The organism is Marinobacter adhaerens HP15 (assembly GCF_000166295.1).
GTDB lineage: Bacteria > Pseudomonadota > Gammaproteobacteria > Pseudomonadales > Oleiphilaceae > Marinobacter > Marinobacter adhaerens.
Genome location: NC_017506.1, coordinates 3,217,176 through 3,239,651, shown reverse-complemented (window position 1 = coordinate 3,239,651; position 22,476 = coordinate 3,217,176). Strand labels below are relative to the sequence as shown.

The window sequence follows — 22,476 nt, the reverse complement described above, 5'->3', positions numbered from 1 at the left end:
GCAACGACATTTTCCGGCTCGAGGCGGCCGGAGCCCATGTTTAACCGGCCACTGACAGCGGGCCGCTTTAGATGAAGCAGGAGTAGCCATGAGCACTGACGAGAACCGCAACGAGCACGAGGAACTGAACGAAGCCCTCGAGGCTGCGAAAGAGGAGGCCCAGGCCGCTGAAGGCGAAGCCGGCGACAACGAAACCTCCGAAGTGGAAGCGCTCCAGGCTCAGGTTCAGGAATTCCAGGAGCAGATGCTGCGCTCCCTGGCGGAAATGCAGAACGTGCGCCGTCGGGCCGAGATCGACGTTGAGAAGGCGCACAAGTTTGCCCTGGAAAAGTTCGTCAAGGAGCTGCTGCCGGTAGCTGACAGCCTTGAGAAGGCGGTCGAGAGCACCGAGGGTCACGATGAGTCCGGCGAACTGGTTGCCTCAATTCGTGAAGGCGTGGAAATGACCCTGAGTCTTTTCATGTCCAGCCTGAAGAAATTCAACGTTGAGCAGATCAACCCGGTGGGTGAACCGTTCGATCCCCAGCATCACGAGGCCATGTCCATGGTGCCTGCGCCGGATGCCGAGCCGAACAGCGTGGTAGCCGTGGTGCAGAAAGGGTATCTGCTGAATGGTCGTGTTGTGCGGCCGGCCATGGTGGTGGTCGCGAAAGCGGAAGATGCACCAAAAATTGATGAGCAGGCTTGAAAAGCCGGTTAAAGCGCCAATATAGCCAGTAAATAGCGAAAGCGGAGGCAAATGGCCTCCTGGAAAGCATTCAGAAGAATTGGAGTGACTCAATGAGCAAGATTATCGGTATCGACCTGGGAACGACCAACTCTTGTGTAGCCATCATGGATGGCGACAAGGTGAAGGTAATCGAGAACGCCGAGGGTGATCGCACCACCCCGTCCATCATCGCCTACACCGACGATGGTGAGACCCTGGTTGGCCAGTCAGCCAAGCGCCAGGCGGTTACCAACCCGAACAACACCCTGTACGCCATCAAGCGTCTGATCGGTCGTCGTTTTGAAGACGATGTGGTCCAGAAAGACATCAAGATGGTGCCCTACAAGATTGCCAAGGCAGACAACGGTGATGCCTGGGTTGAAGTGAAGGGCGAGAAAATGGCGCCGCCGCAGGTGTCTGCAGAAGTTCTCAAGAAGATGAAGAAGACTGCAGAAGACTACCTGGGCGAAAAAGTGACCGAAGCCGTCATCACTGTTCCGGCCTACTTCAACGACAGCCAGCGTCAGGCTACCAAAGATGCAGGCAAGATCGCCGGTCTGGAAGTGAAGCGGATCATCAACGAGCCGACCGCAGCAGCCCTGGCTTATGGCCTGGACAAGAAGAGCGGCGATCGTACCGTGGCGGTATATGACCTTGGCGGTGGTACCTTTGACCTGTCCATCATCGAAATTGCCGATGTTGACGGTGAGCACCAGTTCGAGGTTCTGGCCACCAACGGTGACACCTTCCTCGGTGGTGAAGACTTCGACCTGAAGATCATCGAGTACCTGGCAGACCAGTTCAAGAAAGACAGCGGTATCGACCTGCGCGGCGATTCCCTGGCGATGCAGCGTCTGAAAGAAGCGGGCGAGAAAGCCAAGATCGAGCTTTCCAGCAGCCAGCAGACCGACGTTAACCTGCCGTACATCACCGCAGACGCGTCTGGTCCCAAGCACATGAACGTGAAGCTGACCCGTGCCAAGCTGGAATCTCTGGTAGAAGACCTGGTTCAGCGCAGCCTCGAGCCGTGTAAAGTGGCGCTGCAGGACGCAGGCATGAAGGCAGGCGAAGTCGACGAGGTCATCCTGGTCGGCGGTCAGACCCGCATGCCGCTGGTGCAGGAAAAAGTGAAAGAGTTCTTCGGCAAAGAAGCTCGCAAGGACGTTAACCCGGACGAAGCTGTGGCGATGGGTGCTGCCATCCAGGCGGCCGTTCTCTCCGGTGATGTGAAAGACGTTCTGCTGCTGGACGTAACCCCGCTGACCCTGGGTATCGAAACCATGGGCGGTGTGGCAACTCCGCTGATCGACAAGAACACCACGATTCCGACCAAGAAGTCGCAGACGTTCTCCACAGCGGACGACAACCAGACCGCGGTAACCATTCACGTGGTTCAGGGTGAGCGTAAGCAGGCTGCCCAGAACAAATCGCTGGGCCGTTTCGATCTGGCTGATATTCCGCCGGCAGCGCGTGGTGTGCCGCAGATTGAAGTCACCTTCGATATCGACGCTAACGGTATCCTGAACGTGTCTGCCAAAGACAAGGCGACCGGTAAAGAGCAGTCAATCGTGATCAAGGCCTCTTCCGGTCTGAACGATGACGAAATCGAGAAGATGGTGCAGGACGCCGAGGCCAACGCCGAGGAAGATCGCAAGTTCGAAGAGCTTGTCCAGGTTCGCAACCAGGGCGACGCGATGGTTCACGCCGTTCGCAAGACATTGAACGAAGCCGGTGACAAGGTCAGCGACAGCGAGAAAGAGTCCATCGAAGCGTCCATCAAGGAGCTCGAAACCGCTCTGGAAGGTTCCGACAAGGAAGACATCGAAGCCAAGACTCAGAAGCTGACCGAGGTCTCTTCCGAGCTGGCCCAGAAGATGTATGCAGATCAGGCGGATCAGACCCAGCAAGCCGGTGGGCAGGAAGAAGCCCAGGGCCAGAAGTCTGACGATGCTGTCGACGCTGAGTTCGAAGAAGTCAAAGACGACGACAAGCGATAAATCTGACGTACATCAGGTAGTTGGAAAACGCGGGGAGATCCCCGCGTTTTCCGCGTTTAAAAACAGGGTTTTAAAAGCATGGCCAAGCGCGATTATTACGAGATTCTCGGGATTTCCCGGGACGCGGACGAGAAGGAAATCAAGCGAGCCTACCGAAAGCTCGCCATGAAGTACCACCCCGACCGTAACCCGGACGACACCGAAGCCGAGAACAAATTCAAGGAGGCCAGCGAAGCCTACGAAGTACTGGCAGAGCCGTCCAAGCGGGCTGCCTACGACCAGTTCGGCCACGCCGGCGTTGACGGTCAGGCCGGTGGCGGCGGATTCGGAGGCGGCGGTGCCAGCTTCTCGGATATCTTCGGCGATGTATTCGGCGACATCTTTGGTGGCGGCGGTCGTGGCCGCAACACCCGGGGTGCGGACCTGCGCTACACCCTGGAGCTGGATCTGGAAGAGGCCGTGAAAGGCAAGACGGTCCAGATCAAGATCCCGGGGCATCGCGAATGTGAAGTATGCGACGGCAGCGGCGCCGAGAAAGGTTCCCGCCCGGAAACCTGCAGTACCTGTAAGGGTATGGGGCAGGTGCGCATGCAGCAGGGCTTCTTTACCGTACAGCAGGCCTGTCCGACCTGTCGGGGCTCCGGCCAGATCATCAAGAACCCCTGTAAGGCCTGTCACGGTCAGGGCAGGGTTCAGGAAGAGAAAACACTCTCGGTCAAGGTGCCGCCCGGCGTTGACACCGGCGACCGTATTCGCCTTTCTGGTGAAGGCGAGATGGGCGTCGATGGTGGTCCTCCCGGAGATCTGTATGTGCAGATAGCCGTGCGGGAGCATTCCATCTTTACCCGCGATGGCCGCAACCTCTATTGCGAAGTTCCCATCAGCATTGTTGATGCCTCCCTGGGTGGAGAGCTCGAGGTGCCGACATTGGATGGCCGGGTGAAACTGAAGATTCCACCGGAAACCCAGACCGGCAAGCTGTTCCGCCTGCGTAACAAGGGTGTCAGCCCGGTTCGTGGCGGTCCTGCTGGTGACTTGCTGTGCCGTGTGATCGTGGAAACGCCGGTGAATCTGACCAAGCGCCAGAAAGAGCTGCTGGAAGAGTTCCAGAAAACTCTGGATGCCAGTAACGGCACAGAGCACGGCCCGAAGAAGACCTCCTGGTTTGAAGGTGTGAAAAGCTTCTTCGACGAAATGAAATTCTGATCGGCGCGACAAGAAGGAACGCGAGCATGAGGGTAGCAATCATCGGCGCCGCCGGGCGCATGGGAAAAGTCCTGATTGAAGCCGTTGACGGCACTGAGGGTCTCGAGCTGGGTGCCGCCGTGGTCGAGCCCGGCAGTAGCCTGATTGGCGCCGATGCCGGCGAAATGACCGGGATCGGCAAAACCGGCGTCAAAATGGCCGGCAGCCTGGCCGATGTGAAGGATGATTTCGATGTGCTTGTCGACTTTACCTTCCCGGACCTGACTCTGGAAAACGCCGAGTTCTGCAAGGCCAACGGCAAGATGCTCGTGATCGGCACTACCGGCATGTCCGACGCCGAAAAGCAGCAACTGGCTCTGGCCGCCGAGTCCACGGCCGTAGTGTTTGCGCCCAACATGAGCGTGGGCGTTAACGTCGTCCTCAACCTGCTGCGCACCGCCGCCGCAACCCTGGGTGACGACTACGACGTGGAAATTATCGAGGCCCATCACCGCCACAAGAAAGACGCGCCCTCGGGAACGGCCCTGCGCATGGGTGAAGTTGTTGCCGATGCCCTCGGTCGTGACCTGAAAGAGTGTGCCGTCTATGGTCGTGAGGGCTTCACCGGCGAGCGAACCCGCAAGGAAATCGGTTTCGAAACGATTCGGGCGGGTGATGTGGTCGGTGATCACACCGTCTTGTTCGCCACCGAGGGTGAGCGTATCGAGGTGACACATAAGGCCAGCAGCCGGATGACCTTTGCCAAGGGTGCCATGCGGGCCGCTTTATGGCTGAAGGATAAGCCGGCCGGGCTTTATGATATGCAGGACGTGCTGGACCTCAAGTGAGGCCATTTCTCGTGGACACAAAGCGCCATATTTTTTACAATAAGGCGGTTTGACTGCACCAAGCGTACCTTTGCACAAAGATTCTGAAAAAGCGGGACCGAGTTAAGACTCCGTCTCGCTTTTTTGCAACCTGAATTTGCGCTTGCGTTCCTGTTCGTGACGAACCGATACGCCACTCGATGAGGATACAAGCCTTGAGCACACCAGCAATCCTTGCACTCGCAGACGGAAGCCTGTTCTACGGCACAGCCATCGGCGCTGACGGAGAAACCAGCGGCGAAGTGGTGTTCAACACCGCCATGACCGGCTACCAGGAAATCCTGACCGACCCGTCCTACTCCCGCCAGATCGTGACCCTGACTTACCCGCATATCGGTAACACCGGTGTGAACGAAGAAGACGTCGAGTCAGACCGCATCCAGGCCGCCGGCCTGATCATCCGCGATCTGCCTCTGCTGGCCAGCAGCTGGCGTAGCAAGGGAACTCTGGACGATTACCTGCGAAGCAACAACATTGTTGGGATCGCCGACATTGATACCCGCCGTCTGACCCGCATCCTCCGGGACAAGGGCTCCCAGAACGGTGCCATCGTTGCCGGTGAAAACGCCACTGCCGAGCGGGCTCTGGAACTGGCAAAAGCCTTCCCGGGCCTCAAGGGTATGGATCTGGCAAAAGAGGTTACCTCCGACAAGACCTGGTCCTGGAAAGAGACCGAGTGGACCCTCGAAGAGGGTTACGGTGAGCGTGAGGAATCACGGTTCAAGGTGGTTGCCTGGGATTATGGCGTCAAGCTGAACATCCTTCGCATGCTCGCGTCCCGCGGCTGCGACATCACCGTGGTGCCGGCGCAGACTCCGGCCTCCGAGGTTCTGGCGATGAACCCGGACGGTGTGTTCCTGTCCAATGGCCCCGGGGACCCCGAGCCCTGTGATTACGCCATCACCGCCATCAAGGAAGTGCTGGAAACCGAGATTCCGGTGTTTGGTATCTGCCTGGGGCACCAGTTGCTGGCCCTGGCCAGCGGTGCCAAGACCATGAAGATGGGGCATGGCCACCACGGAGCCAACCATCCGGTTCAGGAAATCGCCACCGGCACGGTGATGATCACCAGCCAGAACCACGGGTTTGCCGTGGATGAGGCAACTCTGCCGGCCAATGTCGAGGCGACTCACAAGTCCCTGTTTGACGGCACCCTGCAGGGCATTCGCCGGACCGACAAGCCGGCCTACAGCTTCCAGGGCCACCCGGAAGCCAGCCCCGGCCCCCATGATGTGGCCCCGCTGTTTGACGAGTTTATCCGCCTGATGGAGGCGCGATCGGCCTGAGACCGATCGCCACGGAAAACTCACGGGCGCCGCGTGTTGCGCTGCCAGAATTCAAAAGTTGCTGACAGGTTTACCAAGACATGCCAAAACGTACCGACATCCAAAGCATCCTGATCCTGGGCGCCGGCCCCATCGTGATCGGGCAGGCGTGCGAGTTTGATTACTCCGGAGCCCAGGCCTGCAAGGCGCTGCGCGAAGAGGGTTACCGGGTTATTCTGGTTAACTCCAACCCGGCAACCATCATGACCGACCCGGTCATGGCCGATGCCACCTACATCGAGCCGATCACCTGGAAGACCGTCGAGAAGATCATCGAGAAAGAGCAGCCGGATGCGCTCTTGCCCACCATGGGCGGCCAGACCGCGCTGAACTGCGCCCTCGACCTCGAGCGCCACGGCATTCTGGAAAAGCACGGAGTGGAAATGATCGGCGCCAACGCCGACACCATTGATAAAGCCGAAGACCGGGACCGCTTCGACAAGGCCATGAAGAAGATCGGCCTCGAGTGTCCGCGGGCCACCATCGCCCACTCCATGGAAGAAGCCTGGAAAGTGGCTGACGACATCGGCTTCCCGTGCATCATCCGCCCCTCCTTCACCATGGGCGGCTCCGGCGGCGGTATCGCCTACAACCGCGACGAGTTCGAGGAAATCTGTACCCGTGGTCTGGACCTGTCCCCGACCAACGAACTGCTGATCGACGAATCCCTGATCGGCTGGAAAGAGTACGAGATGGAAGTTGTCCGGGACAAAAACGACAACTGCATCATTGTCTGCGCCATCGAGAACTTCGACGCCATGGGTGTGCACACCGGTGACTCCATCACCGTGGCCCCGGCCCAGACCCTCACCGACAAGGAATACCAGATCATGCGGAACGCCTCGTTGGCGGTCCTGCGTGAAATCGGTGTGGAAACCGGCGGCTCCAACGTGCAGTTCGGCATGAATCCGGACACCGGCCGCATGGTCGTCATCGAGATGAACCCCCGGGTGTCCCGCTCCTCGGCGCTGGCCTCCAAGGCCACCGGCTTCCCGATCGCCAAGGTCGCCGCGAAACTGGCGGTGGGCTACACCCTGGACGAACTGCGCAACGAAATTACCGGTGGCGTCACCCCGGCCTCGTTCGAGCCGTCCATCGACTACGTGGTCACCAAGATCCCCCGGTTCACCTTCGAGAAATTCCCCCAGGCCGACGCCCGCCTGACCACCCAGATGAAATCCGTGGGTGAGGTCATGGCCATAGGCCGCACCTTCCAGGAATCCCTGCAGAAAGCCCTGCGCGGTCTGGAAGTGGGCTCCGAAGGTTTTGACGAGAAACTCGAAGACCTGGATTCCGAGAATTCCCGGGAAACCCTGACCCGCGAACTGAACGTGCCCGGTGCCGACCGCATCTGGTACATCGGCGACGCTTTCCGGGCGGGAATGACGGTTGAGGACCTGCACGAGCATACCCACGTGGATCCCTGGTACCTGGTGCAGATCGAGGACCTGATCAGGGAAGAGCAGGCGCTGAAGAGTGCCGGCAAGGCCGACATTGACCAGGCCACCCTGTTCCGTCTCAAGCGCAAGGGCTTCTCCGATGCCCGCCTGGCGAAACTGCTGGGCATCTCCGAGGTGAGCCTGCGCAAGCTGCGCCACGATCTGGATATCCGCCCGGTGTACAAGCGCGTGGATACCTGCGCCGCCGAATTTGCTTCCGACACCGCCTACATGTACTCCACCTATGAGGAAGAGTGCGAGTCGGACGCCAGCGACCGCGAGAAGATCGTGGTGATCGGTGGCGGCCCCAACCGGATCGGTCAGGGCATCGAGTTCGATTACTGCTGTGTGCACGCGGCCCTGGCCATGCGTGAAGACGGCTACGAAACCATTATGATCAACTGCAACCCGGAGACCGTGTCCACCGACTACGACACCTCCGACCGGTTGTACTTCGAGCCGATTACGCTGGAAGACGTGCTGGAAATCATTCACGTCGAGAAGCCCAAGGGCGTGATTGTCCAGTACGGTGGCCAGACCCCGCTGAAACTGGCCCGCGGCCTGGAAGCGGCTGGCGTACCCATCATCGGCACCAGCCCGGACGCCATTGACCGTGCCGAGGACCGGGAACGGTTCCAGCAGATGATTACCCGCCTGGGCCTGAAACAGCCGGAAAACGCCACCGTGCGCAGCCATGAGGAAGGCATCCTGGCGGCCCGGGAAATTGGCTACCCGCTGGTGGTGCGTCCGTCTTACGTGCTGGGCGGTCGTGCCATGGAAATCGTCTACGACGAGGAAGAGCTGGTTCGCTACATGCGCAACGCAGTGCTGGTCTCGAACGACAGCCCGGTGCTGCTGGACCACTTCCTGAACGCCGCCATCGAGGTGGACATCGACGCCATCTCCGACGGTAAAGACGTAGTGATTGGTGGCATCATGCAGCACATTGAGCAGGCCGGCGTTCACTCCGGTGACTCCGCCTGTTCACTGCCGCCGTACACCCTGTCCCAGCAGGTTCAGGACGAAATGCGCGATGCCGTCAAGAAGATGGCCATTGAGCTGGATGTGGTCGGCCTGATGAACGTGCAGCTGGCCTGGCAGGACGGCGAGATCTACGTGATCGAAGTCAACCCTCGGGCCTCGCGTACCGTGCCGTTCGTGTCCAAGGCCATTGGTGTGTCCCTGGCCAAGGTGGCGGCCCGGGTGATGGCTGGCAAGACCCTCAAAGAGCTGGAGTTCACCCAGGAAATCATCCCCAGCTATTATGCGGTGAAAGAGTCGGTGTTCCCGTTCAACAAATTCCCGGCGGTGGATCCGATCCTTGGGCCGGAAATGAAATCGACCGGTGAGGTCATGGGCCTCGGCGACAGCTTCGATGAAGCCTTCGCCAAAGCCGCGTTGGCTGTTGGTGAGCGTCTGCCGGCCAAGGGCACTGCGTTCATGTCTGTGCGGGATGTTGACAAGCCCGGCGCCGCAAAAGTGGCCCGAGATCTGGTCGACGCCGGCTTCAAGCTTGTGGCTACCACCGGCACCGCCAAGGCCCTGAAAGAGGCTGGAATCGAGGTTGATCGGGTGAACAAGGTCCGTGAAGGCCGTCCGCATATTGTGGACGCCATCAAGAACGGACAGGTTCAGCTGATCATCAATACCACTGAAGGTCGCAAGGCCATTTCCGACTCGGCCCAGATTCGCCAGTCGGCGTTGCAGACCAAGGTAACCTACACAACAACACTGGCGGGCGGCGAAGCCTTCTGCCGGGCCATCAAGTTCGGCCCGGAGCGCACTGTACGCCGCCTCCAGGATCTTCACGCAGGAAAGTGAGACTATGGCTGACAGAGTACCGATGACAAAGGCGGGCGAGACCCGCCTCCGCGAGGAGCTTCAGAAGCTGAAGTCCGAGGATCGTCCCCGGGTTATTGCGGCGATTGCCGATGCCCGGGAGCACGGCGACCTGAAAGAGAACGCTGAATATCATGCTGCCCGCGAGCAGCAGAGCTTTATTGAAGGCCGTATCCAGGAAATCGAGGGCAAGCTTTCAGCCGCTCAGGTAATCGATGTGACCACCATCGAGAATACCGGCAAGGTGATCTTCGGCACCACGGTACACCTGCTTAACATGGATACGGACGAACAGGTGATCTACAAGATCGTTGGTGAGGATGAGGCGGATATCAAGGCAGGCAAGCTGTCGATTTCCTCACCGATTGCGCGGGCGCTGGTAGGCAAGAGCGAGGGTGATGTGGTCGCCATTCGCGTGCCTTCCGGTACCGTGGAATACGAGATTGAGCAGGTCGAGTACATCTGATTTCGTCTGTGCTGAACGAAAAAAGCCGGCTGGGGTTTCCCGAGCCGGCTTTTCTGTTTTTGGGGTCCGGGCGGATCAGTGTTTGTGGCGCAACAGGTTGGAGAGCTTGGGGTTCGGCTTTTTGGCCCGGCGCAGTATGACGGCGATCTTGCCGATGGTCTGGACGAGCTCTGCGCCAGAGGATTCGCACAGCGCGGTGATCGCCTCGTGCCGGGTTTCCCGGTCCTGGCTCGCCACCTTGATCTTGATCAGCTCATGATCATTCAGTGCGCGCTCGAGTTCTTCCTGCAGTCCCTCGGAAAGGCCTTTGTCGCCAACAATGATGACGGGCTTGAGGTTGTGGGCAATCGCCCGGTATTCCCGGCGCTGTTCCGGTGAAAGACTCATGATGTAATCTCTTTATTGGTGCAATTAACAAAAGGTCAGCGGCGGAAAGGCTGACTTGAACGTATAATCGTCGAATTGTAACAGATCGTTCCGCTGTAAGAATGGCCGTTAACACGTATCGACGTGGGGTCGGCAACCAGAAGGAACCAACCCGGGTGGCAAGGGTCAAAAGGTTCGCGGAAATGGGGGCGTATTGAGGGTTGCTGTTGTAATTTCAGATATGGCGCCCAATATGAAGGTTAAGGCGACTTTTCATTAAAAAACTGTGCGCTGTGTGTGGCCGATACGGATGGGCCGTTTCTGGTGGACGGGCGTACAATTGGTGTAAGGTGTCAGAAAAGGGTGCTTTGCGAAAGGTTAACCCTACAATTCACAGGTGATGATCCTTGAACGATATGGCAAAAAATCTGGTTCTCTGGCTAATTATAGCCGCCGTGCTGCTGATGGTGTTTCAGAACTTTTCTCCCACCACCACCGGCCAACAAGTCAACTATTCCCAGTTTGTGGAGATGGTCCAGGAAGGCCAGGTCCGTCAGGTCACAATCGATGGGTTGCAGGTTCAGGGTACCCGTGGTGACGGCTCCCAGTTCCAGACAATCCGTCCTCAGGTGTCTGACAACAAGCTGATGGACGATCTGCTCGCGAACAACGTTGAGGTCATCGGTAAGGAGCCTGAGCGCCAGAGCCTGTGGACACAGCTTCTGGTAGCCGCGTTCCCGATACTGATCATCATCGCACTGTTTGTGTTCTTCATGCGCCAGATGCAGGGCGGCGGTGGCGGCAAAGGCCCCATGTCGTTCGGTAAGAGCAAAGCGCGTCTGATGAGCGAAGATCAGATCAAGACCACTTTCGCGGACGTGGCCGGTGTTGATGAAGCCAAGGAAGATGTTAAGGAACTGGTGGATTTCCTGCGGGATCCCAGCAAATTCCAGCGTCTTGGCGGCAGCATCCCCAAGGGTGTCCTGATGGTTGGTCAGCCGGGTACCGGTAAGACCCTTCTCGCCAAGGCTATTGCCGGCGAAGCCAAGGTGCCGTTCTTCTCCATCTCCGGTTCTGACTTTGTCGAAATGTTCGTGGGCGTGGGTGCTTCCCGGGTTCGTGACATGTTCGAACAGGCCAAGAAGCAAAGCCCCTGCATTATCTTCATCGACGAGATCGATGCTGTTGGTCGCCACCGTGGCGCGGGCATGGGTGGCGGTCATGACGAGCGTGAACAGACTCTCAACCAGCTGCTCGTTGAGATGGACGGTTTTGAGGGTAATGAAGGCGTTATCGTAATTGCCGCTACCAACCGTCCCGACGTTCTCGACCCGGCACTGTTGCGCCCGGGCCGTTTCGACCGTCAGGTTGTTGTTGGCCTGCCAGACATCATTGGTCGTGAGCAGATCCTCAAGGTGCACATGAAGAAAGTGCCCCTGGCGGATGGCGTAGAGCCGGTTCTGATTGCTCGTGGCACGCCCGGATTCTCCGGTGCGGACCTCGCAAACCTGGTCAACGAGGCGGCGCTCTTCGCGGCCCGTCGCAACCAGCGTCTAGTGTCCATGGAAGAGTTCGAGCTTGCCAAAGACAAGATCATGATGGGCGCCGAGCGCAAGTCCATGGTGATGAGCGAGAAAGAAAAGCGGAATACGGCTTACCATGAGTCTGGCCACGCTATTGTGGGTCGTCTGATGCCGGAGCATGATCCGGTGTACAAGGTGAGCATCATTCCGCGCGGCCGCGCCCTGGGTGTCACCATGTTCCTCCCCGAGGAAGACAAGTACAGCCATAGCAAGCGCTTCCTGATCAGCTCGATCTGCAGTCTGTTCGGTGGTCGCATCGCGGAAGAACTGACGCTGGGCTTTGATGGTGTGACGACCGGTGCGTCGAACGACATCGAGCGCGCGACCAGTCTGGCCCGCAACATGGTGACCCGTTGGGGGCTGTCCGAGAAGCTGGGCCCGCTGCAGTATGATACCGACAGCGAAGAGCCGTTCCTCGGCAGGTCTGCGGGTCAGTCCCAGACGGTGTACTCACCGGAAACGGCCCAGCGCATCGATGAGGAAGTTCGCAACATCATCGACAGCTGCTACGAAAAAGCCAAGCAGATTCTGGTCGATAACCGGGACAAGCTCGACATGATGGCCGACGCGTTGATGAAGTACGAAACCATCGACCGTCACCAGATTGATGACATCATGGAAGGGCGCACACCTCGCCCGCCGAAAGGTTGGGGAGACAGTGGTCCCGCTGGTGGCGTCAAGGCCGACGAGCCTGAGACGGCGCCGGAGCCAAAGGCTTCCGATGACGGTCGTCATCCCGGCGTTGGCCGGCCGGCCGGAGAACACTGACGGCTAGCAGCTTTTGGTTATAAAAAGAGTGTAGTTCCCTGCGCCGCCCGGATTCCGGGCGGCGTTTGTTTTTGTCATTGTGAAAAAAGGTTTGCCATGAAAATGAATTTTGCCGGGCGGGAACTGGATATGTCCCGCTGCCACGTGATGGGCGTTCTGAATGTAACACCGGATTCGTTTTCCGATGGTGGCCAATTCAACCGGCCGGATGCGGCTCTCGTCCGGGCCAGGCAGATGGTTGCCGATGGCGCCACGTTTATCGACATCGGTGGCGAATCTACGCGCCCGGGCGCCACGCCCGTGTCGTTGCAGGAAGAGCTGGACCGGGTCTGCCCGGTGGTTGAGGCGGCAGCCCGGGAGCTCGATGCGGTTATCTCGGTAGACACCAGTGCGCCGGAAGTGATGGCTGAGACGGCAAAACTCGGGGCCGGCCTGATCAATGATGTGCGGGCACTGCAACGTGACGGTGCTCCGGAAGTGGCTGCAAAAGCGGGCATACCGGTTTGCATCATGCACATCCAGGGGGAGCCGGATACCATGCAGGATCGCCCCGAGTACCGGAATGTGCGTCGGGAAGTCAGTGCTTTTCTGACCGAGCGCATCCGCGTTGCAGAGCACGCCGGGATTCGCCCTGAAAACATCCTGCTTGATCCCGGCTTCGGTTTCGGGAAAAGCCTCGAACATAACCTGCAGTTGCTGGCCTCCCTTGAGCAGATGCATATCCTGGGGCATCCCCTGCTTGTTGGTGTTTCCAGGAAGTCCATGTTGGGCCATATCACTGGCCGTGAGGTGAATGAAAGGTTGCCTGCGAGCCTTGCGGCCGCGACAATAGCGGCCATGAAGGGTGCCAGTATTATTCGTGTGCACGATGTCAGGGAAACAGTGGACGCTATCCGCGTGGTGGCGGCAGTGAAGGAGGCAGGTTAATGTCCGAGAGAAAGTACTTTGGTACGGACGGTATTCGCGGGCACGTGGGTGAATTTCCGATAACGCCGGAGTTCATGCTGAAACTTGGCTGGGCTGCGGGCCAGGCCTTCAAGCGCGATGGTCAGCGCAACAGCGTACTGATCGGCAAGGATACCCGCCTGTCCGGTTATATGTTTGAGTCGGCCCTCGAGGCTGGCCTTGCGGCGGCGGGTGTGGATGTAAAGCTGCTCGGTCCGATGCCAACGCCGGCAATCGCTTACCTGACTCGCACTTTCCGCGCTTCGGCCGGCATTGTGATCAGCGCCTCCCACAATCCCCACCACGACAACGGCATCAAGTTCTTCTCGGCGGCCGGCACCAAGCTGGACGATGCTCTTGAAGCCGAGATCGAGCGCTGGCTGGACAAGCCCATTGAGGTTTGTGGCCCGACCGAGCTTGGCAAGGCGTCCCGCGTTGACGACGCACCGGGCCGGTACGTGGAATTCTGCAAGAGCACTGTGCCCAATGAGTTTACGCTCGACGGCATGAATATCGTATTGGACTGTGCCCATGGCGCCACCTATCACGTGGCGCCCAAGGTATTTCGGGAGCTTGGGGCCAAGGTTTCGGTTATCGGTGGCGATCCCGATGGACTCAATATCAACCTTAACGTTGGCTCCACTCATCTGCAGGCTCTCAAGGCAGCAGTGATCGAAAAAAACGCTGATCTGGGGATCGCCTTCGATGGGGATGGTGATCGGGTTCTGATGGTGGATCGGGACGGATCCGAGGTGGACGGCGATGAGCTGCTCTACGTCATCGCCTCCCAACGCTTTGCCGAGGATCGCCTGAAAGGCGGGGTGGTCGGCACGCTGATGACCAATCTGGGTGTCGAGCTTGCTTTGAATGAAATCGGAATCGAGTTCGAGCGTGCAAAAGTCGGCGACCGATACGTGATGGAGCGGCTGCTCGCCAACAACTGGGTTCTGGGTGGCGAAGGCTCCGGTCACATGGTTATCCGCGACTGCACCAGTACCGGTGATGGTATTGTTTCGGCGCTGCAGGTCCTCCTTTCAGTGTGGAAGTCCGGGAAAACCCTTGCGGATCTGCGGAAGGGGATGAGCAAGCTCCCCCAGAAAATGATCAACGTTCGGGTGGCGCAGCGTTTCGATCCGTTCAGTCGTGATGATATCGTAGCTGCGGTGCGCAAGGCCGAAACCGAGCTGGGCAGTTCCGGCAGGATTCTGTTGAGGGCCTCTGGCACAGAGCCGCTGATCCGTGTGATGGCGGAGGGGCAGGACGCCAGCGAGATTCTTCGGGTAGTCGAGGAACTGGCAAAAGTTGTGGAGAAATCCACCGCTTAATTTTGTGTTTTCAGGCGGTTGTCTGCCGGGAGGGAGTGCTGTATAGTTCGCCCTCCCTAACGTTCGGGAACTGTTATGCGTCGGAAGATTGTAGCCGGAAACTGGAAAATGAACGGGTCGAAAGACCTGGCACAAACGCTGGTAAGCGATGTGCGATCCCAGGCGGCTTCTCTTGATAATGGCGTTGAGGTTGTTATTATTCCTCCCGCTATTTACGTCCCGGACGTGGTTGCCAGCGCAGGCGATGTGCTGTCGGTCGGTGTTCAGAACGTGGCGCAATGGGCGTCCGGAGCCTACACCGGTGAGATTTCCGCGGACATGGCGTTGGATCAGGGCTGTCAATACGCCTTGGTGGGTCATTCCGAACGTCGCCAGCTCTTCGCTGAGACAGACGCTGCAGTGGCCGAAAAAGTCGGTCGCATTCTCGCTTCCGGGCTCCAGGCCATGGTTTGTGTTGGTGAAACCCTGGAAGAGCGTGAGGCTGGTAAGGCCGAGACCGTTGTTGCCGCCCAGGTAAAGGCCGGCCTTGCGACGGTCGCAAGCGAGCAGTGGCAGCGTGTAGTGGTTGCCTATGAGCCTGTCTGGGCGATCGGAACAGGTAAAACCGCTACGGCACAGGACGCGCAGGCAATGCATGCGTCGATTCGGCAGGTGCTTTCAGAGATGGGCGCGCCGGCCAATGAGATTTCCCTCCTTTACGGGGGCAGTGTAAAAGCGGATAATGCAGCCGCTCTTTTTGCCGAGCCGGATATTGACGGCGGTTTGATCGGCGGAGCGTCGCTCAAAGCAGAAGATTTTGTAAGTATTTGCCGGAGTGTTCCGGCGGGTACCTGAATTTAAAGGTTCGCGAGAGTCGTTATGGATTGGGTAGAAACGCTGGTAGTCGTTGTGCACGTGGTGATCGCGGTGGCGCTGGTGGGTCTGGTGCTGATCCAGCAAGGCAAAGGCGCAGATGCCGGCGCTGCCTTTGGTGGTGGTGCATCGCAGACTGTGTTTGGTAGTCAGGGTAGCGGTAGCTTTCTCACCCGCTTCACGACTCTGCTCGCAGTTGTATTTTTTGTAACAAGTTTCTCGCTGGCGATTTTTGCCAAGCAGCGTGCCGAAGTGGCAGGCGAAGCCGGTATTCCTGTTGTTCAGGAATCCAGCAGCGCCGCCCCTGCTGATACCGCTGCTGACAATGGCGAAGCCGCAGCCAGCGAAGCCGAGGGTGGGGAGTCTGATCTCCCTGAACTCGAGTAAGAATGTTGCCCGGGTGGTGAAACTGGTAGACACGCTATCTTGAGGGGGTAGTGGCGAAAGCCGTGCCGGTTCGAGTCCGGCCCCGGGCACCATATTAGAAGAAAAACGGCTTGGAGTTTCCAGGCCGTTTTTTTTGGTCAGTCCTTGACCAGTCTGTCCGGCGTCTCTATACTCCGGCGGATATTGGGACCTGCCGCGTGGTGCTGGCGGGTTTCTGGCAGGCCAGGTGTCTGTCAGCAGGAAGCGGTACACCGGTTTGTTTCCTGCGAGTTCTTGCAACAAAAGGCCCCATTGTCAGGGGCTTTTTGATTAAGGGGCCTGGCGCAAAGGGCCCTGGTGCATAAAAAGGGCTGATAAAACAGCCCTTTTTTTGTTTTTGGGGCCGGTAAATTGATAACGGAGAAGGCACAACTTGTCAGCCAAGCTTAAGCAACTGGAAGACATTCTTCAGCCCGTGGTGGAAGGTCTGGGGTATGAGTTCTGGGGCATTGAATTCCGCTCGCAGGGCCATCATTCCCTGTTACGGGTGTTTATTGACGATGCCGAAAACGGCATCGGAGTCGACGACTGTGAGAAAGTCAGTCGCCAGATCAGCGGTGTGATGGATGTGGAAGATCCCATCCAGACCGAATACACACTGGAGGTCTCATCCCCGGGGATGGATCGCCCGCTGTTTCGTCTAGAGCAATACGAGGCCTTTGTTGGTCACCAGGTTCAGATTCGTCTCCGGATGGCATTTGAAGGTCGCCGGAAGTTTCAGGGGCTGATCAAAGGCGTGGAAGGTGATGATGTGGTTGTGGTCGTTGATGATCACGAGTATCTGCTGCCATTCGACAGCATTGAAAAAGCCCACATCGTGCCGGTGTTTGAGTGAACGATTTGAATAAAGTCCGTGGACGCACAGTTGATTTTAAGGGCAGGGCAATCCCATGAGTAAAGAGATCTTGCTGGTGGTTGAATCCGTCTCGAACGAGAAAGGTGTCGAGAAGGATGTGATTTTTGAAGCGATCGAGCTGGCACTGGCCACCGCTGCCAAAAAACGCTTTGAAGACGAAGAGGCGGATATCCGCGTATCAATCGACCGGAAAACCGGCGAATACGAAACCTTCCGCCGCTGGCTGGTGGTGGACAACGATGCCGTTCCTGCACTGGGCACCGAGCTCACCCTGCAGGAAGCCGAAGAAATCGACCCGGCCCTGAAGCCCGGCGATATCCACGAGGAGAAAATCGAATCCGAAGCCTTTGGCCGCATTGGCGCCCAGGCTGCCAAGCAGATTATCTTCCAGAAGGTTCGTGAAGCTGAACGCACCAAGATTGTGGACAGCTACCGCGACCGCGTAGGTGAGCTGGTGTCGGGTACCGTCAAGAAGGTTACTCGCGACAACGTGATTGTCGATCTGGGTGCCAATGCCGAGGCGCTGCTGCCCCGCGAATTCCTGATCCCCCGCGAGACGTTCCGGATGGGTGACAGGGTGCGTTCGCTGCTGCTGGAGATCCGTACGGATCACCGCGGTCCCCAGTTGATTCTCAGCCGCACCTCTCCGCAGATGCTGATCGAGCTGTTCCGCATCGAAGTGCCCGAGATTGCTGAAGATCTGATCGAAATCCGCGGCGCTGCCCGTGATCCCGGTTCCCGGGCCAAGATTGCGGTGAAGACGAACGATCGCCGTATTGATCCCGTTGGCGCCTGTGTTGGTATGCGTGGCTCCCGGGTTCAGGCCGTGTCCAATGAGCTGGGCGGTGAGCGCGTTGATATCGTGTTGTGGGACGACAACCCGGCCCAGCTGGTGATCAATGCCATGGCGCCTGCAGAAGTGGCGTCCATCGTTATGGATGAAGACCGGCACACCATGGAAGTGGCTGTGGCGGAAGACAACCTGGCCCAGGCAATCGGCCGTAACGGTCAGAACGTTCGCCTGGCCACCGATCTGACCGGCTGGACCCTGAACGTGATGACGGAGGAAGAAGCCGGTGAGCGTCAGGAGCAGGAATACAGCCGGCTTGTCGAGCATTTCACTGGCAATCTGGACGTTGATGAAGAATTTGCCGGTGTACTGATCGAGGAAGGGTTTACCTCCATTGAAGAGGTGGCCTATGTGCCAATGGAAGAGATGCTGGCGATCGAAGGTTTTGACGAGGAAACCGTCACCGAGCTGCGCCGTCGCGCCAAGGACGTCCTGCTGAACCAGGCCCTGGCAAGCGAGGAAGCGCTCGAAGGCGCTGAGCCGGCAGAGGATCTTCTGGGAATGGATGGCATGGACCGTAGCCTGGCCTTCAAGCTGGCCGGCATGGGTGTGCGCACCATGGAAGATCTGGCAGAGCAGTCGGTTGGCGATCTGCTCGAGATTGAAGGTATGGATGAAGAGCGTGCCGGTCAGCTTATCATGACTGCACGTGCCCCCTGGTTTGAAGACCAGGCTTAATTCGGGAGGAGGACCAGTATGGCTGAAGTAACGGTAAAACAACTGGCCGAAGATGTAGGCGCTCCCGTGGATCGTTTGCTGAAGCAGATTGTGGAGGCTGGCCTGAAAGCCCGCTCCGAGAATGATTCTGTCTCCAGCGATGAGAAGCAGCAGTTGCTGGCCTATTTGAGAAAGACTCACGGTGAGGCCGACGCCGAACCGCGCAAGATTACCCTGAAGCGCAAGACCACTACGACGCTCAAGGCTGGCAAGGCAAAGACCGTCAATGTTGAGGTTCGCAAGCGCCGTACCTACATCAAACGGGCTGAATTGCAGCCTGAGGCTGAAGCGCCGAAACCGGAAGAGTCGTTAGCTGAGCAGCAGCCGGAGCAGGCACCGGTGGAAGAGGCGCCAAAGGTAGCGGCCGAGCAGGCCCAGCAGCCGGAAGCAGAGAAGCCCGCAGAGGCAGCGACTGCAGAGCAGCCGGAGCAGGCAGAGAAGGCCGAGCCGAAGAAAGAGCCGGAGCCTGAGCCCGAGCCGGTTCCCGCTCCGGAAGATATGCCGATGCCGCCGCCCGAGGGCGATGGCAAGGACCGCAAGCCCAAGAAAAAGAAAGAAAAAGTTCGCGAGCGCGGCGACGAGATTGAAGAGGGCAAGCCGAAGAAGAAGCAGGCAGGCCATCGTGGTCCTCGCAGTCGTCCGGTGGAAGAGCCGCTGGTTATCTCCGAGGATGAGGAAGAGACCACGCTGCGCAAGCCGCTGCGTGCGAAAAAGAAACCCAAAGAGAAGCGTCATGCTTTCGAGAGGCCGACCAAACCAATGGTCAGAGAAGTAGAGATTCCGGAAACGATATCTGTCGGTGACCTTGCCCAGCGTATGGCAGTCAAATCGGCTGATGTTATCAAGACCCTGATGGGCATGGGCGTCATGGCCACCATCAACCAGGCACTGGACCAGGAAACTGCCGTTCTGGTGACCGAGGAATTGGGTCATAAAGCCAAGACAGTCAGCGACGATGCGTTCGAGGAAGAGGTTCTGAGCGAATTCTCCTTCGAGGGCGGCGAAAAGACCAAGCGGGCTCCGGTTGTGAGCGTGATGGGTCACGTTGACCACGGTAAGACCTCCCTGCTGGACTACATCCGTCGTACCAAGGTGGCCTCCGGTGAGTCTGGTGGTATTACCCAGCACATTGGTGCTTATCACGTAGAAACGGATCACGGCATGGTGTCCTTCCTGGATACCCCGGGCCACGCGGCCTTTACCGCCATGCGTGCCCGCGGTGCCCAGTGCACGGATATCGTTGTCCTGGTGGTTGCCGCAGATGACGGCGTGATGCCACAGACCAAGGAAGCCGTCCAGCACGCGCGCTCCGCCGGGGTGCCGATCGTTGTTGCCATCAACAAGATGGACAAGGAAGAGGCCGATCCCGATCGCGTCAAGACCGAGTTGGCGGGTATGGAAGTCATCCCGGAAGACTGGGGCGGTGACGTTCAGTTCGTGCCTGTTTCAGCACACACCGGTGAGGGCATTGAAGATCTGCTGGAGGCGTTGTTGCTTCAGGCAGAAGTGCTCGAGCTTGAGGCGGCAACCGATGCGCCTGCCAAGGGCGTGGTCGTAGAATCCAGCCTTGAGCGTGGCCGCGGTTCCGTTGCGACTGTCCTGGTACAGAACGGTACCCTGCGTCAGGGCGACATGGTTGTGGCCGGTTCCTACTTCGGTAAGGTCCGGGCGATGACCGATGAAGCCGGCAAGCAGGTCAAGGAAGCAGGCCCGTCTATTCCGGTCGAGATCCTCGGTCTGAACGGAACACCGGATGCCGGTGACGAGTTCTTCGCCGTTGCTGACGAGAAGAAGGCCAAAGAGCTGGCCGAGTTCCGTCAGAGCCGCGAGCGGGAGCAGCGTCTCCAGCGTCAGCAGGCCGCCAAGCTTGAGAACCTGTTCGAGAACATGGGCAAGGACGAGGTCAAAACCCTCAATGTTGTGCTCAAGACCGACGTTCGGGGTTCGCTGGAAGCCATCACCAAGGCCTTGCAGGACCTGGGTAACGATGAGGTCCAGGTCAAGATCGTGTCGTCCGGTGTTGGCGGTATTGCCGAGACCGACGTCAGTCTGGCCATGGCAACCAATGCGGTTATCTTCGGTTTCAACGTCCGTGCCGACACAGCGTCCAAGCGCCTGGTTGAGCAGGAAGGTCTGGATCTGCGCTACTACAGCATCATCTATAACCTGATTGATGATGTGAAAGCAGCCCTGACTGGCATGCTCGCACCGGAATTCCGCGAAGATATTGTTGGCATCGCCGACGTGCGTGATGTGTTCCGTTCGCCGAAGTTTGGTCAGGTGGCCGGTTGCATGGTTACTGAAGGCACGGTTTACCGTAACAAGCCGATCCGGGTTCTGCGGGACAACGTGGTTATCTTTGAAGGCGAGCTGGAATCCCTGCGTCGCTTCAAGGACGACGTACCTGAAGTCCGTAACGGCATGGAATGCGGTATTGGTGTTAAGGGTTACGACGTGAAAGTCGGCGACCAGATCGAGGTCTTCGATCGCGTCCGGGTCGAGCGCAAGCTTGAGTCCACGGGGGCCTGATGCCAAGAGAGTTCAGTCGTATTGATCGCATCGGCGATCAGATGCAACGGGAACTGGCCCAGCTCATCCAGCGGGAAGTCAAAGACCCGCGGGTGGGTATGGTCACGGTCAACGCAGTCAAGGTCAGTCGTGATCTTGGCTACGCCGATATCTATGTTTCCCTGCTTTCCACCGAAGAACTGACGGAAGAGTCTCCGGAGGTCCGGGAATCGATTGCGGTGCTCAACAAAGCCTCGGGCTTTCTGCGGGGCCAGGTAGGTCGCGCAATGAAGCTGCGGGTTGTGCCACAGTTGCGTTTCCACTTCGATACGCTGCAGGGATACAGCCGCAAGATGGATAGCCTCATTCGGGAAGCGGTCGGCGACAAGCCGGCCGTTGACCGCACCGACGATGATCAGGATGACCCGGAGCGTAACGCTTGAGCCGCAGACGCAAAGGCCGTGACGTTAACGGTATCCTCGTTATCGACAAGCCGGCAGGTGTTACCTCCAACGGCATCCTGCAGCAGGTGAAGCGCCTGTTCGGGGCCGCCAAGGCGGGCCACACCGGTGCTCTTGATCCCCTGGCGACGGGCGTGCTGCCGCTTTGCTTCGGTGAGGCCACCAAGTTCTCCCAGATGATGCTCGACAGCGACAAGGCCTACATTGCCACCGCCCGGCTCGGAGTCCGAACCGAAACCGGTGACAGTGAGGGCGCCGTCGTTGCCGAGAAACCGGTACCGGCCGGTCTCACCGCCGAGGTGTTGGAGCCGTTACTTGACGGTTTCCGGGGTGATATCCAACAGGTTCCCTCCATGTACTCGGCGCTCAAGCACAAAGGGCGTCCGCTTTACGAATATGCTCGCGAAGGTATCGAGGTGGAACGTCCGGCAAGGCCGGTGACCATTTACGAACTGACGCTCCTGGATATTCGCGAGAATGAACTGGATATCGCGGTCAGCTGCACCAAGGGTACGTACATTCGCTCACTGGTTGAGGATATCGGTGAAGCCCTGGGCTGCGGAGCCCATGTGACGGCGCTGCGCCGTACCATGGCGTCCGGGTTCACCCTGGCCGATGCCCATGCTGTGAGTGATCTGGAGGCGATGCGTGAGCGGGGTGAAAGCCTTGATGGTCTCCTCGTGGCACCGGATGCCGCGCTGTCCATGTTCCCCGAGCACCGTCTGGCGGGGCAGGCGCTGGTATCGATCTTGAACGGACAACCGGTTAGAATACCGGGTCAGGCTTACGACGGGTTCGTGCGTCTCTATGCGAATGAGAGCGCTAACGAAAGCTTCGTCGGGCTTGCAGAAGCATTCCCGGAAGGCGAGCAGACCAATCTGGTCCCACGCCGACTGGTGAAAAGCAGCGGAAAGCGTTAGGCGCGTCGCTGTCTAGCCGGGCTGTAGAGATGCGCGGTTCGGCCGTATTCGA

At 58.6% G+C, this 22,476-nt stretch carries 18 protein-coding genes and 1 tRNA gene; 18 read left to right on the top strand and 1 reads right to left on the bottom strand.

What is annotated here, in order from left to right:
* The first annotated feature begins 88 nt into the window (after window positions 1-88).
* From grpE to greA, 7 genes are all read left to right on the top strand, one after another.
* Entirely contained in the window at window positions 89-688 is a 600-nt protein-coding gene (gene grpE / locus HP15_RS15300) for a nucleotide exchange factor GrpE (protein ID WP_014578302.1), read from the top strand.
* A gap of 92 nt (window positions 689-780) precedes the next feature.
* Entirely contained in the window at window positions 781-2,706 is a 1,926-nt protein-coding gene (gene dnaK / locus HP15_RS15295; protein ID WP_014578301.1) for a molecular chaperone DnaK, read from the top strand.
* Between the two features lie 78 nt (window positions 2,707-2,784).
* Window positions 2,785-3,912 (top strand): molecular chaperone DnaJ, encoded by a 1,128-nt coding sequence (gene dnaJ, locus HP15_RS15290; RefSeq protein WP_014578300.1) that lies wholly within the window; start codon window positions 2,785-2,787, stop codon window positions 3,910-3,912.
* Window positions 3,913-3,938: 26 nt separating this feature from the next.
* A complete protein-coding gene (dapB, locus tag HP15_RS15285; protein WP_014578299.1) occupies window positions 3,939-4,739 on the top strand; it encodes a 4-hydroxy-tetrahydrodipicolinate reductase in 801 nt (266 codons plus the stop codon).
* 194 nt (window positions 4,740-4,933) lie between these two features.
* Window positions 4,934-6,064 (top strand): glutamine-hydrolyzing carbamoyl-phosphate synthase small subunit, encoded by a 1,131-nt coding sequence (gene carA / locus HP15_RS15280; RefSeq protein ID WP_014578298.1) that lies wholly within the window; start codon window positions 4,934-4,936, stop codon window positions 6,062-6,064.
* An 80-nt stretch (window positions 6,065-6,144) separates the two neighbouring features.
* A complete protein-coding gene (gene carB, locus HP15_RS15275; protein WP_014578297.1) occupies window positions 6,145-9,363 on the top strand; it encodes a carbamoyl-phosphate synthase large subunit in 3,219 nt (1,072 codons plus the stop codon).
* 4 nt (window positions 9,364-9,367) lie between these two features.
* Window positions 9,368-9,847: a transcription elongation factor GreA gene (greA, locus tag HP15_RS15270; RefSeq protein ID WP_075267597.1), complete on the top strand. Its 480-nt coding sequence runs from the start codon at window positions 9,368-9,370 to the stop codon at window positions 9,845-9,847.
* A 75-nt stretch (window positions 9,848-9,922) separates the two neighbouring features.
* Here the strand turns inward: greA and yhbY are convergent, their stop codons facing one another.
* Complete coding sequence (yhbY, locus tag HP15_RS15265) at window positions 9,923-10,234, bottom strand: ribosome assembly RNA-binding protein YhbY (protein ID WP_008171523.1); 312 nt, start codon at window positions 10,232-10,234, stop codon at window positions 9,923-9,925.
* Between the two features lie 386 nt (window positions 10,235-10,620).
* On the opposite strand from yhbY, the gene ftsH reads away from it, so the two are divergent.
* From ftsH to truB, 11 genes are all read left to right on the top strand, one after another.
* A complete protein-coding gene (gene ftsH, locus HP15_RS15260) occupies window positions 10,621-12,564 on the top strand; it encodes an ATP-dependent zinc metalloprotease FtsH (protein ID WP_169702170.1) in 1,944 nt (647 codons plus the stop codon).
* A gap of 96 nt (window positions 12,565-12,660) precedes the next feature.
* Complete coding sequence (folP, locus tag HP15_RS15255; protein WP_014578295.1) at window positions 12,661-13,491, top strand: dihydropteroate synthase; 831 nt, start codon at window positions 12,661-12,663, stop codon at window positions 13,489-13,491.
* A complete protein-coding gene (glmM, locus tag HP15_RS15250; RefSeq protein WP_008171529.1) occupies window positions 13,491-14,834 on the top strand; it encodes a phosphoglucosamine mutase in 1,344 nt (447 codons plus the stop codon). The genes folP and glmM overlap by 1 nt, the downstream gene beginning before the upstream one ends.
* A gap of 75 nt (window positions 14,835-14,909) precedes the next feature.
* Window positions 14,910-15,668 (top strand): triose-phosphate isomerase, encoded by a 759-nt coding sequence (gene tpiA, locus HP15_RS15245; protein WP_014578294.1) that lies wholly within the window; start codon window positions 14,910-14,912, stop codon window positions 15,666-15,668.
* A gap of 24 nt (window positions 15,669-15,692) precedes the next feature.
* Complete coding sequence (secG, locus tag HP15_RS15240; protein WP_008171532.1) at window positions 15,693-16,073, top strand: preprotein translocase subunit SecG; 381 nt, start codon at window positions 15,693-15,695, stop codon at window positions 16,071-16,073.
* A gap of 7 nt (window positions 16,074-16,080) precedes the next feature.
* Window positions 16,081-16,165, top strand: a tRNA-Leu gene (locus HP15_RS15235).
* Between the two features lie 320 nt (window positions 16,166-16,485).
* Window positions 16,486-16,947 carry a ribosome maturation factor RimP gene (gene rimP, locus HP15_RS15230; protein ID WP_008171533.1) on the top strand — a complete coding sequence of 154 codons (462 nt, stop codon included), beginning with the start codon at window positions 16,486-16,488 and terminating at the stop codon, window positions 16,945-16,947.
* Between the two features lie 55 nt (window positions 16,948-17,002).
* Window positions 17,003-18,496, top strand: coding sequence for a transcription termination factor NusA (gene nusA, locus HP15_RS15225; RefSeq protein WP_014578293.1), 1,494 nt, complete (start codon window positions 17,003-17,005; stop codon window positions 18,494-18,496).
* An 18-nt stretch (window positions 18,497-18,514) separates the two neighbouring features.
* On the top strand, window positions 18,515-21,064 hold the full coding sequence (infB, locus tag HP15_RS15220) for a translation initiation factor IF-2 (protein ID WP_014578292.1): 2,550 nt from the start codon (window positions 18,515-18,517) through the stop codon (window positions 21,062-21,064).
* Window positions 21,064-21,486 carry a 30S ribosome-binding factor RbfA gene (rbfA, locus tag HP15_RS15215; protein ID WP_008171536.1) on the top strand — a complete coding sequence of 141 codons (423 nt, stop codon included), beginning with the start codon at window positions 21,064-21,066 and terminating at the stop codon, window positions 21,484-21,486. Before infB ends, rbfA begins: the two co-directional genes overlap by 1 nt.
* Entirely contained in the window at window positions 21,483-22,424 is a 942-nt protein-coding gene (gene truB / locus HP15_RS15210; protein ID WP_014578291.1) for a tRNA pseudouridine(55) synthase TruB, read from the top strand. Before rbfA ends, truB begins: the two co-directional genes overlap by 4 nt.
* Window positions 22,425-22,476: the final 52 nt, after the last annotated feature.

Excerpts from the sequence above, each read along its gene's own strand:
- glmM (WP_008171529.1), top strand. The coding sequence starts at position 13,491 with ATGTCCGAGAGAAAGTACTTTGGTACGGACGGTATTCGCGGGCACGTG.
- dnaK (WP_014578301.1), top strand. The coding sequence starts at position 781 with ATGAGCAAGATTATCGGTATCGACCTGGGAACGACCAACTCTTGTGTA.
- carB (WP_014578297.1), top strand. The coding sequence starts at position 6,145 with ATGCCAAAACGTACCGACATCCAAAGCATCCTGATCCTGGGCGCCGGC.
- nusA (WP_014578293.1), top strand. The coding sequence starts at position 17,003 with ATGAGTAAAGAGATCTTGCTGGTGGTTGAATCCGTCTCGAACGAGAAA.
- dapB (WP_014578299.1), top strand. The coding sequence starts at position 3,939 with ATGAGGGTAGCAATCATCGGCGCCGCCGGGCGCATGGGAAAAGTCCTG.
- infB (WP_014578292.1), top strand. The coding sequence starts at position 18,515 with ATGGCTGAAGTAACGGTAAAACAACTGGCCGAAGATGTAGGCGCTCCC.
- greA (WP_075267597.1), top strand. The coding sequence starts at position 9,368 with ATGGCTGACAGAGTACCGATGACAAAGGCGGGCGAGACCCGCCTCCGC.
- secG (WP_008171532.1), top strand. The coding sequence starts at position 15,693 with ATGGATTGGGTAGAAACGCTGGTAGTCGTTGTGCACGTGGTGATCGCG.
- rbfA (WP_008171536.1), top strand. The coding sequence starts at position 21,064 with ATGCCAAGAGAGTTCAGTCGTATTGATCGCATCGGCGATCAGATGCAA.
- yhbY (WP_008171523.1), bottom strand. The coding sequence starts at position 10,234 with ATGAGTCTTTCACCGGAACAGCGCCGGGAATACCGGGCGATTGCCCAC.
- dnaJ (WP_014578300.1), top strand. The coding sequence starts at position 2,785 with ATGGCCAAGCGCGATTATTACGAGATTCTCGGGATTTCCCGGGACGCG.
- tpiA (WP_014578294.1), top strand. The coding sequence starts at position 14,910 with ATGCGTCGGAAGATTGTAGCCGGAAACTGGAAAATGAACGGGTCGAAA.
- folP (WP_014578295.1), top strand. The coding sequence starts at position 12,661 with ATGAAAATGAATTTTGCCGGGCGGGAACTGGATATGTCCCGCTGCCAC.
- grpE (WP_014578302.1), top strand. The coding sequence starts at position 89 with ATGAGCACTGACGAGAACCGCAACGAGCACGAGGAACTGAACGAAGCC.